The organism is Pseudomonas sp. B15(2017), from assembly GCF_002113215.1.
Lineage (GTDB): Bacteria > Pseudomonadota > Gammaproteobacteria > Pseudomonadales > Pseudomonadaceae > Aquipseudomonas.
Genome location: NZ_NEJZ01000018.1, coordinates 76,641 through 90,323, shown reverse-complemented (window position 1 = coordinate 90,323; position 13,683 = coordinate 76,641). Strand labels below are relative to the sequence as shown.

General features: G+C 57.2%; 16 protein-coding genes. 6 read left to right on the top strand and 10 right to left on the bottom strand.

All coding sequences use genetic code 11. The annotated features are described in order from the left end of the window. Positions 1–89: 89 nt before the first annotated feature. Positions 90–605 (bottom strand): transporter suffix domain-containing protein, encoded by a 516-nt coding sequence (locus tag CAF73_RS23710; protein WP_085698766.1) that lies wholly within the window; start codon positions 603–605, stop codon positions 90–92. A gap of 131 nt (positions 606–736) precedes the next feature. On the opposite strand from CAF73_RS23710, the gene CAF73_RS23705 reads away from it, so the two are divergent. The 4 genes from CAF73_RS23705 (at position 737) to CAF73_RS23690 (ending at position 5,350) form a co-directional block, all read left to right on the top strand. Further along, on the top strand, positions 737–2,290 hold the full coding sequence (locus CAF73_RS23705; protein WP_139834871.1) for an efflux transporter outer membrane subunit: 1,554 nt from the start codon (positions 737–739) through the stop codon (positions 2,288–2,290). Then, complete coding sequence (locus CAF73_RS23700) at positions 2,283–3,380, top strand: HlyD family secretion protein (RefSeq protein ID WP_085704219.1); 1,098 nt, start codon at positions 2,283–2,285, stop codon at positions 3,378–3,380. Before CAF73_RS23705 ends, CAF73_RS23700 begins: the two co-directional genes overlap by 8 nt. Next, positions 3,370–4,407, top strand: a complete 1,038-nt coding sequence (locus tag CAF73_RS23695) for a DUF2955 domain-containing protein (protein WP_085704216.1) — start codon at positions 3,370–3,372, stop codon at positions 4,405–4,407. Before CAF73_RS23700 ends, CAF73_RS23695 begins: the two co-directional genes overlap by 11 nt. Positions 4,408–4,615: 208 nt before the next feature. Then, positions 4,616–5,350 carry a hypothetical protein gene (locus tag CAF73_RS23690; RefSeq protein WP_085704213.1) on the top strand — a complete coding sequence of 245 codons (735 nt, stop codon included), beginning with the start codon at positions 4,616–4,618 and terminating at the stop codon, positions 5,348–5,350. Between the two features lie 132 nt (positions 5,351–5,482). Here the strand turns inward: CAF73_RS23690 and CAF73_RS23685 are convergent, their stop codons facing one another. The 4 genes from CAF73_RS23685 to CAF73_RS23670 form a co-directional block, all read right to left on the bottom strand. After that, positions 5,483–6,502, bottom strand: coding sequence for an AbrB family transcriptional regulator (locus CAF73_RS23685; RefSeq protein ID WP_085704211.1), 1,020 nt, complete (start codon positions 6,500–6,502; stop codon positions 5,483–5,485). Between the two features lie 49 nt (positions 6,503–6,551). Further along, a complete protein-coding gene (locus CAF73_RS23680) occupies positions 6,552–7,199 on the bottom strand; it encodes a hypothetical protein (protein ID WP_085704208.1) in 648 nt (215 codons plus the stop codon). Between the two features lie 71 nt (positions 7,200–7,270). Next, a complete protein-coding gene (locus CAF73_RS23675; protein WP_085704205.1) occupies positions 7,271–7,693 on the bottom strand; it encodes an HD domain-containing protein in 423 nt (140 codons plus the stop codon). 15 nt (positions 7,694–7,708) lie between these two features. Next, positions 7,709–8,098: a hypothetical protein gene (locus tag CAF73_RS23670; protein ID WP_085704202.1), complete on the bottom strand. Its 390-nt coding sequence runs from the start codon at positions 8,096–8,098 to the stop codon at positions 7,709–7,711. A gap of 236 nt (positions 8,099–8,334) precedes the next feature. Between CAF73_RS23670 and CAF73_RS30840 the strand changes: the two genes are divergently transcribed. After that, on the top strand, positions 8,335–8,775 hold the full coding sequence (locus CAF73_RS30840; RefSeq protein WP_176247764.1) for a hypothetical protein: 441 nt from the start codon (positions 8,335–8,337) through the stop codon (positions 8,773–8,775). Positions 8,776–8,810: 35 nt separating this feature from the next. Here CAF73_RS30840 and CAF73_RS30590 read toward each other — a convergent pair whose 3' ends face one another. Further along, positions 8,811–9,236, bottom strand: a complete 426-nt coding sequence (locus CAF73_RS30590; protein ID WP_085704197.1) for a hypothetical protein — start codon at positions 9,234–9,236, stop codon at positions 8,811–8,813. Between the two features lie 601 nt (positions 9,237–9,837). Here CAF73_RS30590 and CAF73_RS30585 point away from each other — a divergent pair. After that, entirely contained in the window at positions 9,838–10,134 is a 297-nt protein-coding gene (locus tag CAF73_RS30585) for a fructose-bisphosphate aldolase (RefSeq protein WP_085704194.1), read from the top strand. A 93-nt stretch (positions 10,135–10,227) separates the two neighbouring features. Here the strand turns inward: CAF73_RS30585 and CAF73_RS23650 are convergent, their stop codons facing one another. The 4 genes from CAF73_RS23650 to CAF73_RS23635 all read right to left on the bottom strand — a co-directional run bounded on the left by CAF73_RS23650 (position 10,228) and on the right by CAF73_RS23635 (position 13,639). Continuing rightward, positions 10,228–10,431, bottom strand: coding sequence for a hypothetical protein (locus CAF73_RS23650; protein ID WP_085704191.1), 204 nt, complete (start codon positions 10,429–10,431; stop codon positions 10,228–10,230). After that, on the bottom strand, positions 10,421–11,368 hold the full coding sequence (locus CAF73_RS23645) for a GAF domain-containing protein (protein ID WP_085704188.1): 948 nt from the start codon (positions 11,366–11,368) through the stop codon (positions 10,421–10,423). Before CAF73_RS23645 ends, CAF73_RS23650 begins: the two co-directional genes overlap by 11 nt. 79 nt (positions 11,369–11,447) lie before the next feature. Then, positions 11,448–11,996, bottom strand: coding sequence for a cupin domain-containing protein (locus CAF73_RS23640; protein ID WP_011333561.1), 549 nt, complete (start codon positions 11,994–11,996; stop codon positions 11,448–11,450). A gap of 359 nt (positions 11,997–12,355) precedes the next feature. Further along, positions 12,356–13,639 carry an FAD-binding oxidoreductase gene (locus tag CAF73_RS23635; protein WP_085698738.1) on the bottom strand — a complete coding sequence of 428 codons (1,284 nt, stop codon included), beginning with the start codon at positions 13,637–13,639 and terminating at the stop codon, positions 12,356–12,358. Positions 13,640–13,683: the final 44 nt, after the last annotated feature.

Here is a 13,683-nt window from a genome sequence, read left to right as displayed (position 1 = left end):
TCAATTTCGCTTTTGCCTGCATGGTCGTCGTATCGTTTGCCATTGCGCTTGGGCATGCCTGATCGAAGGCGATTGCTGAAAGTGCACTTTTATTCCGTAAACACCCGTGCCTTGCGCACGAACAACGCGTGCACCTTGTCCCAGAAATTGCCGCCCAGCACGAAAAAGCTGCCGACAAACATCAAGTCGCCCAGCGCCTGCATCTGCCAGAGGTTGGGCCGCACGCCTGGAAAGAAGTTGTCGAAATACGGTTCCAGGAAAGACGACAGCAGCGGCAGGCAGAACATCACCACGCCGATCTTGTGGCGCATCGGGCTGACTTCGGCCACCGGGGTCGGAATCACGCCGGAGATATAGCGGCCAATCGTGCGCTTGAGCTCGGCGAACCCGGCCTTGCCCATCACCGCGATCACCAGCAGCAACAGCACTTTATTGCTGATGAACAACACCCCGGTCAGCGCCGCGACTTTCGAGCCCGGTACATCGAGGGCGGCGGCAAGCGGCACCATCAACCACGAACCGAGCATCAGGCAGAGGATTGCCACGCCGACCTTGAAACGCCAATTGGCGCTGGCGGGGGCAAGCGGTTCTTGAGCAGTGTCCATGGTGTTTCCTACCTTTTCATCGGGGGCGGTTCAGTGAAGTTCGCCTGAAAAAGCGTAGCAGCTGATTGCTTCGATCAACCTGCAATCTGCGGTCTATGCTCCAGTGACAATTCCCGTTGGGGCCACCCGGTATGCCTGCAACGCCAGCCCTGCTGATCCGTCCCGGCCACCTGTTGCTGCTCGGTGCGCTGAGCCTTGGTGGCTGCCTGCGGCTGGGCCCGGATTTCCAGCCACCGGCCGAGGCCTGGAGCAAGCAGTGGCAAAGTCCGGCGCTGGAACAGGCCAGCGAACGCGGGGCGGTACCGGACCTGCGTCAGTGGTGGCAGGTGTTTGCCGATCCGGTGCTCGACCGCTTGATCAGCGACGCCGAAGCCCGCAACAGCAGCCTGAAGATCGCCGGTCTGCGGGTGCTCGAAGCCCGCGCGCAACTGGGCATCGCCGACAGCGGTCGCTACCCGCAATTGCAACAGGCAAGCGCCGACAGCCTGTACATCGACCGCCACCAATCCGGTGGCAACAATCCGCAGGACTTGCACTTCTGGCAGCACAGCGCCGCATTCGATGTCGGCTGGGAACTGGACTTCTGGGGCCGTTTCAGCCGCGCCATCGAGTCCGCCGACGCCAGCTACTTCGCCGCCCAGGCCAACTACGAAGACGCCCTCGTTCTGTTACGCGCTCAGGTGGCCGACACCTACTTTGCCCTGCGCACCATCGAAGCCCGGCTGCGAGTCGCCCGAGAAAACGCCGCCCAGCAAAAACGCAATTTCGAAATCACCGAAAAACTCTTTCGCAGCGGCCAGACCGCCGAACTCGACCTGCAACAAGCCAGAACCCAATACCTCGGCACCCTGAGCAGCATTCCAGCGTTCGAAGACCAGTTGCTGCGCACCCGTAATGCGCTGGCGGTGCTGGTCGGCCAGCCGCCCGGTGGCGCGGCGTTTCTGGCGGAACAATCGGGGCTGATTCCGCTGGTGGATCGCGCCGTGCTGCAGGATGTCCCGGCCAACCTGCTGCTGCGCCGTCCCGATGTGCGTGCGGCAGAGCTGAACGTTGCCGCGCAATCGGCGCTGGTCGGCGTAGCTGAAACCGATCTGTATCCGTCGCTGACGCTGCTCGGCAGCATCGTCTGGTCCAGCGACACCCTCGGCGCCACCCCGCGCAGCCTCGACCTGATCGGTGGCCCGAGCCTGCGCTGGAACCTGTTCGACTACGGTCGCATCCACAACAACATCCGCGTGCAGGATGCGCGCTTGCAGCAACTGATCGAAGCCTATCGCGACAAGGTCCGCCAGGCTGCCCGTGAGGCCGACGATGCCGCCAGCGGCCTGACCAAAGCGCTGGAACGCGAGCGCATTCTCGGCGAGGCCGAACGTGCGGCGCGACGTTCGCTGGTGCTGGCCAACACCCAATATCGTGAAGGCTATTCGGACTTTCAGCGGGTGCTCGACGCCCAGCGCGCATTGCTGGAGCTACAGGACAATTATCTGGTCAGCCGCAGCAACGCCGTGAGCAACCTGATCGCCCTGTACCGCGCCGTCGGCGGCGGCTGGCAAAGCGCCGGGCCGCAGATCGATCCAGCGACCCGCCAGCAAATGCAGCAACGCACCGACTGGGGCGATCTGCTGAGCGCCCCGCCGCCCCCACCAACCTATCCGATTCCCTCGCAGGTAGACCGCCATGAGTGATGAAGCGCCGCCGGATCCGGCGAAAAAAGGCATCCGCTGGGTGCTGCTGGTGATTGTGCTGAGCCTGGTCTGGTATCTGCTGGCCGACCGCTTTACGCCGTATACCCAGCAGGCACGGGTGGGCGCATTCGTGATCCCGGTGGCGGCGGAAGTCGCGGGCCGGGTGATCAAGGTCAACGTGCGCAACAATCAGGACGTGCAGGCCGGCGACATCCTCTTCGAGCTCGATCCGCAGCCGCTGCAAATCGCTGTCGACCGGGCCCGCGCCGATCTGGAAAACACCCGTCGCACGGTCGGCGCCAGCACCGCCGGCATCGCGTCGGCCCAGGCGTCATTACGTGCGGCCCAGGCCAACGAGCTCAAGGCGCGCCAGGACAATCGACGGCTGGAAGGCTTGTATAAAGAAGATCCGGGCACGGTGTCCGTAAGGCTTCTGGAAGTGTCCCGGGCCAACCACGAAGCGGCGCTCAGCCAGGTTGCCGCCGCCCGGGCCGAAGTGCTGCGCGCGCAGGAGCAGGAAGGCGGCAACAGCGACACCAACGCCAAACTGCTCAGCGCCGCCGCCACACTGGCCAAGGCCGAACTGGATCTGGCCAACACCCGCATCCGCGCGCGCTCGGCGGGTCTGATCACCGACCTGCGCACCGACGTCGGCCAGTTTGCCGCTGCCGGCAGCCCGGTGATGACGCTGATCACGATCCAGGATGTGTGGGTCAGCGCCGACCTCACCGAAAACAACCTTGGCCGGATCAAGCCCGGCACGCCGGTGTCGATCATCCTCGACGCCCTGCCCGGCGAAGTGCTCGACGGCCGGGTACGCAGCGTCGGTTATGGCGTAAGCGTCGGCCAGACGCCGCCGCCCGGCACGCTGCCGACGATCCAGAACAGCCGCGACTGGCTGCGTCCGGCCCAGCGCTTTCCGGTGATCATCGAGTTCAGCGAAGAGGCGAAAAAGCGCCTGTTCGAGAGCCGTTCGATTCGCGCCGGCGGGCAGGCTGAAGTCATGGCGTTTCCCGGCGAAGGCAATCTGCTCAATCCGCTGGGCCGGGTGTTTGTCTGGCTGATGAGTTGGCTGTCGTATGCCTATTGAGCGCAGCGTCCCGGCGCAACGGGCCTTGCGCCTGGCTTGCGGCACGGCGTTGTGCACCGCCGCGAGTTACGGGCTCGCCTTGCCGTTGTCGTTTCTGTCGCCGGTGCTCGCGGTGTTGCTGCTGGCCAGCATGCCCCGACCGCTGCCAGCCAAAACCGCGCTGGTACTGACTTTGGTCGCCGCGTTGACCACCAGTCTCGGCCTGTTGCTGGTGCCGTTGCTGCGTTATTACCCGGTGTGCGGCGTGCTGCTGATCGGTGTCGGGCTGTTTCTGGTGTTCACTTACGGTTTGCGCGGCGGCAACGTGCTGATCATGACGTTTCTGGTGATCGGCATGACCATGATCTCCGCCGCCGGCTTCGCCTCATTCGAGCTGGCGATGGCGGTGATCGGCGCGCTGGTCAAAGGCCTGTTGCTGGCCGTCGTCATCGTCGGACTGAGCCACGTCCTGTTCCCGGAACCGGCCAACAGCCCCGCGCCACCACCCGCTCCCGCCCTGCCCGCCGAAGACGTGCCCCGCGTAGCGATGCGCGCGACATTGATCGTGTTGCCGACCTTCCTGCTGGTGCTGATCGACCCCGCCAGCTACCTGCCGATCATCCTCAAAGCCGTCAGCCTCGGCCAGCAAAGCACCACCACCCGCACCCATCACGCCGGGCGCGAACTGCTCGGCTCGACCTTGCTCGGCGGGCTGCTGGCGGTGCTGTTCTGGTGCGCGTTGAGCCTGTTCGTGCACCTGTGGATGTTCTTTCTGTGGATGCTGCTGTTCGGGCTGTTGCTGGCGCGCAAACTCTATCGGCTGCACTCGACGCAACTGACGCCGGGGTTCTGGCTCAATACTTTGATCACCATGATTATTCTGCTCGGGCAATCGGTGGAGGACAGCGCGGCGGGCAAGGATGTTTACACAGCATTTGCGGTGCGGATGGGGTTGTTTGTTCTGGTGACTGTTTATGCCGGGGTGATGATGCATTTGCTGGAGTCGCACCGGGAGAGTCGTCAGGGTGTGAGAGGGGGGTTCATGTGAGGTGGTGTAATCCGGGAGTGTCGCTATGAGTATGGACCGCCCTCTCTGCACCGAACGAGATCGGCTCAACAAAGATGTTGAACCAAATCTGAGCACGAATGAAATATAGAAAAGTCAGACCCCGAATGATGGCTAAAGGATGGCGCACTCAGTATGATCTTGCGAGTTAGTACTGATAGCCTCATAAAATCTTAGAAGTTGATTAAGAATGAAACTAAACTGGACATACAACTGGGTCATGTCACCCAAAAAAACCACTGTAATTCTACTCACCGCATTCGCACTCATGAGTGTAATTTCGATAGTATTCCCGTCAAAAAATCTTATTTTTCTGAATTTAGCTCTGGGCTGTACTCTTCCTACGCTTTTGATAGTTATCTGGTTATCGTCAACAAACTGTTTTCACACTGTTAAAAATGCCCCATGGCTGGGGGTAGTCGCTGCCGCGATCGTATTTATCTACACACTGTTTGCATCTACATGGGCAAGCAGCCAAATCAATGAACACTTTAAGGTAAACCCCGACTTTTTTCCTGTCACCTCAGCAGCGCTGACATTTATACACTTGCAAGCGACTATCATCTCTGAAAATGTGATCAATCCCGCACTAGTCATCGCCATCATTTTTTTCCCGATACTTATTGCTTTTACCCTTCTGTTCTGGCCTAAAAATGGAAAGAGGCTAATACTTGTCCTGCTCATTACACCAATATTTACAGGAGCATTTTATGGATTTTATAGCGGACTCAATCAACACCTTCCCAAGATCATCGAATACATTGCACTAAACAGTGACTTCAATGAAAAATTCCTATGCAACAACGACGAAGCGAAGCTGGCCAAGTCCGTAGTATTTCTTGATGGATCACACGTACTTGGATACTTCCCCCAATCCAGCCTTGAAAAATTCAAAGTCGTCCCATGCACCTATCCTTCGTCATGACCGTATTAGAAAAAGCCTCGGATAGCTTCCACCCTCAACCAGACTTATAAGTGTTTGCTCAATATTCAGACAATATAGTGGGGAAGGAAGAACGTGCTCAACGGTTCTTCCCTCTCGTCTATCTGCGACGACTCAGGTCCCCTCTCTCACCCGCTGTACCTGCACCAACAATGCCGGTGCAAAGTGCAGCACCACCATTCGCGCCAGATGATGAGTGAGGATAAATACCACGTTCAGCCCGCCGGCGAACGCAACAATCGCGATGGTTTCGATGGCTCCCGGCATGTACGCGAGCCACAGTGACAACGCATCGCTGCCCAGCAACCGCGCCGCCGCCAATGCGAAAACCGCCGCGACCAGAATCATCAAACCGACCGACACCAATGCCGTGCGGCCATGACGTCCCAGTTCCGCGAGGCCCAATCCCTGAAAACGGGAGCCGATCCGCGCACCGAGAATCAGCGCCGCTAGATTCAAACTCCAGTCCGGCATGTGAAAGCCCTGCAGCCACCCTGATTTCACAAACACGGCGGTGATGATGATTGCCGTCAGCATGAACGGCGCCGGCACACCGACGGCGAGCAGCAAGCGCCCGACCACCACGCTCAAACCGATCACCGACAGCACGGTCAACGCCATGCCCGTCGACAGCGGTTCGACCTCTGTCACGGCAACCGGTGCCGTTCCGGGAATCAGCAAACTCACCAGCACCGTGATCAGCAGCAGGCGCATCAAGTGCACGATGATCACCTTGCTCGATGCCTGATGCGATTCCAGCAAATCGAACACCGCCGCCAACGCGCCCGGATATACCGCCAGCAGCGCGTCCGTGCGATTCCACCCTGCGCCGCGCGACAGCCACAGCGCGGAAAGCGCGACTTGCGCCGCCAGACACAACAGCAACAAGCCAAGGCTCGGCAACATCGTCGAAACAGTCGCGCTGTCCCATGCTTCGAACATCAACCCGGTGGCAATCCCCAGCGTGACCTGAATGTAACCCAGGCCGTAGGGAGTTTTAGGTGCGAAGCCGAATTTGGTAACGACAAGTGCAGTGACAAGAATGGAGCCCAACAGCAAACCGTGGGGCACGCCTTCAAATTGCAACAGCGCGCCGAAGCCGGCAGCAATCAACAAACACAGAATGGATTTCATCAGTACTCCATCGACTGAAAGATGCGGTTTGCCTAGTCCGGGTCAGTAATCAGGATGTACTTTCAGGGCGTGCTATCGATGACTTCTTCGGCTCATGTGTGACCAGTATTTTGCGGGTGTGCTGCTCCTGCGACTGAACCAGCTTCTCGCCTTTGATAATTTTCAGGCAATCAATCAAGGAAGTGACACCGAAGAACCCCGCGACCGGAACTGTAATCCCCATCCAGAAGGCGAATTTCGGTTCGAGCCCCATGGGTTGAATCAAAAGAAGCGGCGACATCGCAATCGCACACCACACGACATACAGCGTGAAACTCCAGGCTTTTCTCCATATCCTGGAAAAGCGTCTTCTGTACCTTGAGCGAAAATCAATGCGGTGTCGCTTTACATCAAGCTCAACGTACTTTCTGGAATGCACGTAATCTCTAAGGCTTCTGGCAGGATTAACGAGAGAAATGAGATACACGACATCGGCTGGATTGATCGCCGAAGTGCCCGCGATAGCCAAGTACCCGCGTTCCTTGACCAGAAGTGGCAAATCAGGATTTTGCTCAATATCTTTCAGCACTTCGCGCGCGACCCGGTACTCCTCCGCCAAGCGACTTTTGTCCATGAACGATAATTCGCGAATTACCTTAGTTGCCGCAGCGACTACCCCGATTACCGTCAGTAACTGAATGACTGTTGCTAACTCCATCCGTGGTTCTCCTCCAAATCCCTATCGTTAGCGTAATCCGACCGGATAAATACCTTGCCGGTGATCCCCTGCTAGGCGAGCAGCCGTCCAATCGCCCGACGATATTTTTCGATCCGCTCCAGATCCTCCCAACTTGGCGAAGCAATCCGCGACAGGTCGCTGTTCTCTTCCAGATCCGCCAGCTTCACCACCCGCCCGATGGGGTTCTGCGCCGCGCGCTCGACGAAGTCCTCGTAGGATTCGCCGGGCACTTTGGTCACCGATTCGATAGCTGACAGAACTTCTTCGCTGAAACCTTCCTTGCGCAAATCATCCAGGCTGATGCCGCAATCCTCGACCACATCGTGCAGCACCGCGACGATGCGCTCATCCAGGCTGCTCATGCGCAACATGACTTTCAGCGGATGCAAAATGTACGGCGCACCGCCCTTGTCCACCTGCCCCGCGTGGGCCGTGGCAGCAATGGCGATGGCGCGTTCCAGAGTCTGAGTCATGGGCGTTTCCTCGGGTCAGACGCCATACCGGCCGCCAATGTCGAAATGACGCTTGAACCAGCGCCCGATCGCCTGCAAACGCCCGGTCGGCTGCGTCGGCTCGGCGTATCGCTGGAGAATCAGCGAAACCAGATCAGCCTGACTCTCCCCCGGATGCGCATCCAGCAACTCGGCCACCCAGGCGCAATTGGCCTTATTCAAATGCTCGCGCCACTCCCCGGGCCAGCCATCCAGCTCATCCAGCGCCAGCCACCGCGCACCGCCCTGCTCGACATGCCCGCCGCCAATCGATTGCTCGAAACAGAACGGCGTCGCCGGGCGCGACAGGTCAATGCTGAAGATGTAGATGTCCTGGGTTTTGTGCTGCGGCGTGGGGGCGTTGTTGCGGCTGCCGATGTGAATCATGCGCGGTTCCGTCCGTGGGAGAGGCGTTACAACTTGTTTCGCAGTCTACGACGTGGTGCGGATGGGGGGAACCTTTGGTGATGAGCCGGGTTGTGGCAAGTGAAAAGTTTGACTGGGTAGTCCGGGGATTTCGTTTCAGTCGCCCACAAAAAAGGAACACTGTTGGGTGTCCCTTTTTGCGTTTGGGGTAAGCCGATCGATCAATGTTTCATGGCTTCACACTGACGGCGCAGGTCTTGATCACCAATGCCGCTGCAATTGCCGTTTCCGGTCTTGGCTTCACAGAAGCGGCGCTGGTCCTGATTACCGATGCCACTGCAATTGCCGCTTCCTGTCTCTGCTTCACACCTTCTTCGAAGATCCTGACTGCCAATCCCGCTGCAATTACCACTGCCGGACTTTGCTTCGCAATATCTGCGCTGATCCTGATCGTTGATGCCGCTGCAATTGCCATGGCCAGTTTCTGCCTCGCACATCCTGCGCAAATCCTGATTGCCGATCCCGTTGCAATTGCCGCTGCCAGTCTTGGCTTCGCAATATCTGCGCTGATCCTGATCGTTGATACCGATGCAGCCAGCAAAGGCATGGCCGGCGAAGGCAAACATGAACATCATCGCAAGTATTTTCTTCATCACACGCTTCCTTGGCTTACCAGTAAGCAGACTGGCGCTGTTTAATCCGAATTGAATGAGCCTCGCGACACGCCATCAAATCAACGTTTCATAGCCTCACACCGCGTACGCAAATCATGGTTGTCGATGTTTCCGCAACTGCTGCCGCCCGTCGTGGCATTGCAGTAGGCGCGCTGGTCGTGGTCATCAATGTTGCCGCAGGAACTGCCACCCTGCTCCGCGTTGCACCGTGCACGCAGGTCATGATCAACGATGTTGCCGCAACTGCTGCCGCTCTGTTTGGCATTGCAGTAGGCACGCTGGTCATGGTCGTCAATGTTGCCGCACGAACTGCCTCCCATCTCCGCGTTACACGCCGCCCGCAGATCGTGATTGTCGATGTTGCCGCAACTGCTGCCGCTTTCTCTCGCATTGCAATAGGCACGCTGATCGTGGTCATCAATGTTGCCGCAGCTGGCAAAGCTGTAGCCGCTGAACATCAACAACATTGCGAGTAATAGTCTCATCACACACTTCCATGGTTGACCAGGAACCAGCCTGGCACTGCTTGAGCCGATGAATGAGCGTCGCGACACGCCATCAAATTGACATCGGTTTTGGGGAAAGTTCCGGGGGTGGAATGTGTGAGGATTTTTTTGATCTGAAAACGCCGTAGGAAATCACTCCGCGTGGTGAGGGAGCTTGTTCTTGCGGGGCTGCGAAGAGGGCCGAAACCAGGCAAGTCATTTTTCCCTGACACGCTGTAGCCCTTGATTTACGCCTTTCGCGCCGCCGAACAGGAGTGAACTCTCTGGCTACGAGTGGTGATTTCACGTCCTACAGGCTGATTGCGACAGTGGGGAGCGGTGCCTAGAGTGGGTCTGTCGCTGAACGAATTTGGCGATAGGGTTTCGCAGCCCTGACGATACGTGTAGTAACCTGACGCCCCCAAAAACGGTGGCGGTCGCAATCGCGCCCGACAACCGCTCAATGGTGGCTGTGTGTGGGAGATCTTCGGATCTGCCGGGTTCCTCGTATCCTCGGTCTGCGAACCCGCACATGGCTACCACCCTTCGACTCGCAGCGAACGGCAGTAGCTCTTCTCACAGATACGAGGAAGCTGTACTTATGCCGATGGATAAACCGCTCCACAACGCCAACATGTCCCACCCTGCCACCGAGCGACCCGTCCTGTTCATTGATGCCGACGCTCCTCTGCGCGACCTACATGCTTGCGCCAGCGAACGCTTGAATGCAGTGCTCAAATACCTCGACCTCATGGCCTGCGTCCACCTCCCCGACCACGCCGAACAAGACATCAACACAGTCACCACTGTCGCCAGAATCTTGGTTCAGGATGTGAGTGATGTGTTTAGGGTGATTGAGCAGAGAGGCTTTGACTCGCCGGCGCAGACAGTAAGGTAACTGGGACCCTTTGGGCTTAACCGATTAGAAAACAGCAACGAAAAAGGTGGCAAGCTCACTTAAAAATGACCTCGCCACCTATCTAATTGATTATTAGCGCTTTTTATAAATTTCCGCAGTGAAATAGTTTCCACTTTTTGCCACTTCAGCTTCGACCCACTCTCTCGATAGAGAGCCGCTATGCTTAGAGCTTTCAATCAAGACCCCTTCAAAATTCAAACTCTCGGATATAAGCCCTTGTTTTGACGAGGTTTTTACCGAGTTCTGAACCAGAACCTCATCGAAATTATTTTTCATCGTATCCCTCCATGCACGAACTGATATTTCTTTCTATATGCATTGAAAGCAGCTTTGCAACAGTTAATACAAAAATCTTGTCTCGTTCCCAAGAAAATTGCCCGACCTGATCACTGGTAAACACTAGCACTCCAAACGGCTTCTTTCCATCATATACATTCAACGAATCTTTTATCGGCACAGAAATGAATGAACGGTACTTTTTCTTGTCCGACTCGTCTGTCGCGCCATCAGAAAGTTCAGAGCTTGCTGTAATATCTTGGCATATTTTCGCTTCACCTTGTATAAAAGCCAAACCGACATGCCCGAAACCTGGACGCCAGCGTCTATTAGAAACTGACATTCTATTATCATGACTGCGCCACTTTATGACTAGCTCATCGCTTTGGCTCTCATACAAGTACAACGCAAAATTATAGAGGCTGTCATTTCTATATCCGAATAGCGGCGTTCTCTGTTCAACAATGTGCCACAACATTCGATTCAAACCTGCCTCCATATCACGAAGGCGATCGTTAAATTTGTAATCCGGAGGCCGTGTGTTTATTTCATCAATAAGTGACTCAAGCTCCAGCGTCATCAAATAAGTTACATGCTGCTGAGTTTTAGAGTTTTCGTAGATCGCCTTAGCATTGGGTATTATATTCTTTCGATAATTAACATTTTCGCCTGATATCTCATCCACAGCAATAGAAGTGGACTTGCGATTACCAGCGACAAACACAACTACCGTAAAAACCAAATGAAAGACAATTGCAACAGCATATAGAGCAGACTCCATCGCCGTAAAATCTTGACTTGCAAACAACTTACTTGCAAAGAGACCAATCACCAGCGGAGCAGCTAAAGTCATCCAAGCATTTGCGGAAAACAAGGCGATAGAAAACACATTGTCTTCCGTTATTTTATTCGCCTTGTTTATTTCGGATAAATCCATTTCCCCACCCCTATTGAAATGCAATCAGACATTCAGTATTTTGCGACCAGACCGCCCCTCATCGCTAATTAAATACGAATCAAAAATTCGCCGGCGTATTCGCACTAATAATCTCCGCCTCATCCGCCCCGATATTCCGGAACTTATGCGGCAGCGTCGTCGGAAAATAATACCCGTCCCCCGCACTCAACACGCTCACCTGCCCGTCCACCGTCAACTCGACCGTGCCGCGCGTCACCAGCCCGCACTCTTCGCCTTCCGCGTGAACGATCGGCTCTTCCCCCGAGCTCGCGCCCGGTGCGTATTGCTCGCGCAGCAAGCGCATCTGGCGGCTTGGGACCGAGGCGCCGATCAAGAGCAGGCGCAGGCCGTGGCGGCCGAGGTCGGGTTGTTCGTTGGCGCGGAAGACGTATTGGTGTTCGCGCGGCGGCTGGTCGAAGGTGAAGAAGTCGGCCAGGGACATCGGGATGCCTTCGAGCAACTTTTTCAGTGAGCTGACGGAAGGGCTGACACGATTCTGTTCGATCAGGGAGATGGTGGCATTGGTCACGCCGCTACGCCGGGCCAGCTCGCGCTGGGAGAGTTTGTAGCTTTCGCGTACTAGTTTGAGTCGAGAACCCGTATCCATGACAGCCTTATGTGAGAACGACTTAAGGGCAATGGGGGTGGGTGGCGGGTGCCGCGCAAGGCGCGCGGATCACGTTGCTCCCGTGTCCCGGAACCGTGAAAGGCGGCTATTAAATCACGTTTGTCGGTGTTGCTCAGCAGGTTCGATGGACGGCACCTGAAAAGAGCCTGTTGATGGTAATTGCGGGTCAGGCACAAGACCTGTGGGAGCGAGCTTGCTCGCGATTGGGCGGCACATTCAACATCCCTTTTGCTGATAGACCGCTTTCGCGAGCAAGCTCGCTCCCACAGGGTTTGTGGTGTTGCTTGCCAAGTAAAAAACCGGCGGCGCCTGTGCGGGGCCACCGCCGGGGAGGTTAATCAGATGCCGAAACGGTCGCGCAGCGAGTAGTACACCGCGCCGAGGGCGGTCAGCGGCGCGGAGAAAGTGCGGCCGCCGATCATTGGCATGTGCGGAAGCGAAGCGAAAGCGTCGAAGCGTTCGGCGTCGCCGCGGATCATTTCCGAGATCAGTTTGCCGGCCAGGTGCGAGCAGGTGACGCCGTGACCGCTGTAGCCCTGCATGTAGTAGGCGTTTTTCTCGATGCGGCCGAATTGCGGCATGCGTGACATGGTCAGCAGGAAGTTACCGGTCCAGCGGTAGTCGATTTTCACGTCCTTGAGCTGCGGGAAGGTCTTGAGCATTTTCGGGCGGATCAGGGTTTCGATGTCGTCCGGTTCACGGGCGCCGTACACCACACCGCCGCCGTAGAGCAGACGGTTGTCAGCAGTGAGACGGTAGTAGTCGAGCAGGTAGTTGCAGTCTTCGACGCAGTAGTTGTTGGTGATCAGGCTGCGGGCCTGTTTTTCGGTCAGCGGTTCGGTGACGCAGATCTGCGAGCCGCACGGCATGCTCTTGGCGGTCACGCGGTTGTCGAGGCCTTGCGGCAGGTAGGCGTTGCCGGCGATCAGCAGGTACTTGGCGCGGACCTGGCCTTTGGCGGTGCGCACGACGTTGGGCTCGCCGTATTTGATTTCCACCGCAGCGGACTGCTCGTAGATCTTGCCGCCCAGACGCACGATGGCGGCGGCTTCACCGAGGGCCAGGTTCAGCGGGTGGATGTGGCCGCCCTGCATGTCCAGCAGACCGCCAACGTAGGCGTCGGAGCCGACTTCGCGGCGAATGTCCGCAGCGTCGAGCATCTTCAGGTTTTTATTGCCGTAGCGTTCCCAACTGCGTTTTTGTTCGGCGAGGCCCTTGAGTTGCTTGTTGTTCATCGCTGCGAAAATGCCGCCCGGGCGGTAGTCGCATTTGATGTCGTATTCCTTGATCCGCGAACGGATGATGTCGGCGCCTTCGAAGATCATGCTGCCGAGGATTTCCGCGGTCTTGTCGCCGTAGCGCTCTTCGATCACGTCGACGTCGCGGCTGTAGGAGTTGACCAGTTGACCGCCGTTGCGACCGCTGGCGCCGTAGCCGACTTTCGCCGCTTCCAGCACCGTCACTTTATAGCCGGCTTCGCTCAGGAACAGCGCCGAAGACAGACCGGTGTAGCCGGCGCCGATAATGCACACATCGCAGTCCACCGACTCTTCAAGCGTCGGGAAGTCGATGACTTCGTTGCGGGTGGCGGCGTAGTAGCTGTTCACGTGTTGCTGTTTCATTTTTTTATTCTCCGAGGGTCGCCGGTTGCAGGCGACCACCGCTG

Bases quoted from the DNA above. Each gene is read 5' to 3' on its own strand.
- CAF73_RS30585 (WP_085704194.1), top strand. From the start codon at position 9,838: ATGCCGATGGATAAACCGCTCCACAACGCCAACATGTCCCACCCTGCC.
- CAF73_RS23640 (WP_011333561.1), bottom strand. From the start codon at position 11,996: ATGGATACGGGTTCTCGACTCAAACTAGTACGCGAAAGCTACAAACTC.
- CAF73_RS23650 (WP_085704191.1), bottom strand. From the start codon at position 10,431: ATGAAAAATAATTTCGATGAGGTTCTGGTTCAGAACTCGGTAAAAACC.
- CAF73_RS23685 (WP_085704211.1), bottom strand. From the start codon at position 6,502: ATGAAATCCATTCTGTGTTTGTTGATTGCTGCCGGCTTCGGCGCGCTG.
- CAF73_RS23700 (WP_085704219.1), top strand. From the start codon at position 2,283: ATGAGTGATGAAGCGCCGCCGGATCCGGCGAAAAAAGGCATCCGCTGG.
- CAF73_RS23680 (WP_085704208.1), bottom strand. From the start codon at position 7,199: ATGGAGTTAGCAACAGTCATTCAGTTACTGACGGTAATCGGGGTAGTC.
- CAF73_RS23695 (WP_085704216.1), top strand. From the start codon at position 3,370: ATGCCTATTGAGCGCAGCGTCCCGGCGCAACGGGCCTTGCGCCTGGCT.
- CAF73_RS23675 (WP_085704205.1), bottom strand. From the start codon at position 7,693: ATGACTCAGACTCTGGAACGCGCCATCGCCATTGCTGCCACGGCCCAC.
- CAF73_RS23690 (WP_085704213.1), top strand. From the start codon at position 4,616: ATGAAACTAAACTGGACATACAACTGGGTCATGTCACCCAAAAAAACC.
- CAF73_RS23710 (WP_085698766.1), bottom strand. From the start codon at position 605: ATGGACACTGCTCAAGAACCGCTTGCCCCCGCCAGCGCCAATTGGCGT.
- CAF73_RS23645 (WP_085704188.1), bottom strand. From the start codon at position 11,368: ATGGATTTATCCGAAATAAACAAGGCGAATAAAATAACGGAAGACAAT.
- CAF73_RS23705 (WP_139834871.1), top strand. From the start codon at position 737: ATGCCTGCAACGCCAGCCCTGCTGATCCGTCCCGGCCACCTGTTGCTG.
- CAF73_RS30590 (WP_085704197.1), bottom strand. From the start codon at position 9,236: ATGAGACTATTACTCGCAATGTTGTTGATGTTCAGCGGCTACAGCTTT.
- CAF73_RS23635 (WP_085698738.1), bottom strand. From the start codon at position 13,639: ATGAAACAGCAACACGTGAACAGCTACTACGCCGCCACCCGCAACGAA.
- CAF73_RS23670 (WP_085704202.1), bottom strand. From the start codon at position 8,098: ATGATTCACATCGGCAGCCGCAACAACGCCCCCACGCCGCAGCACAAA.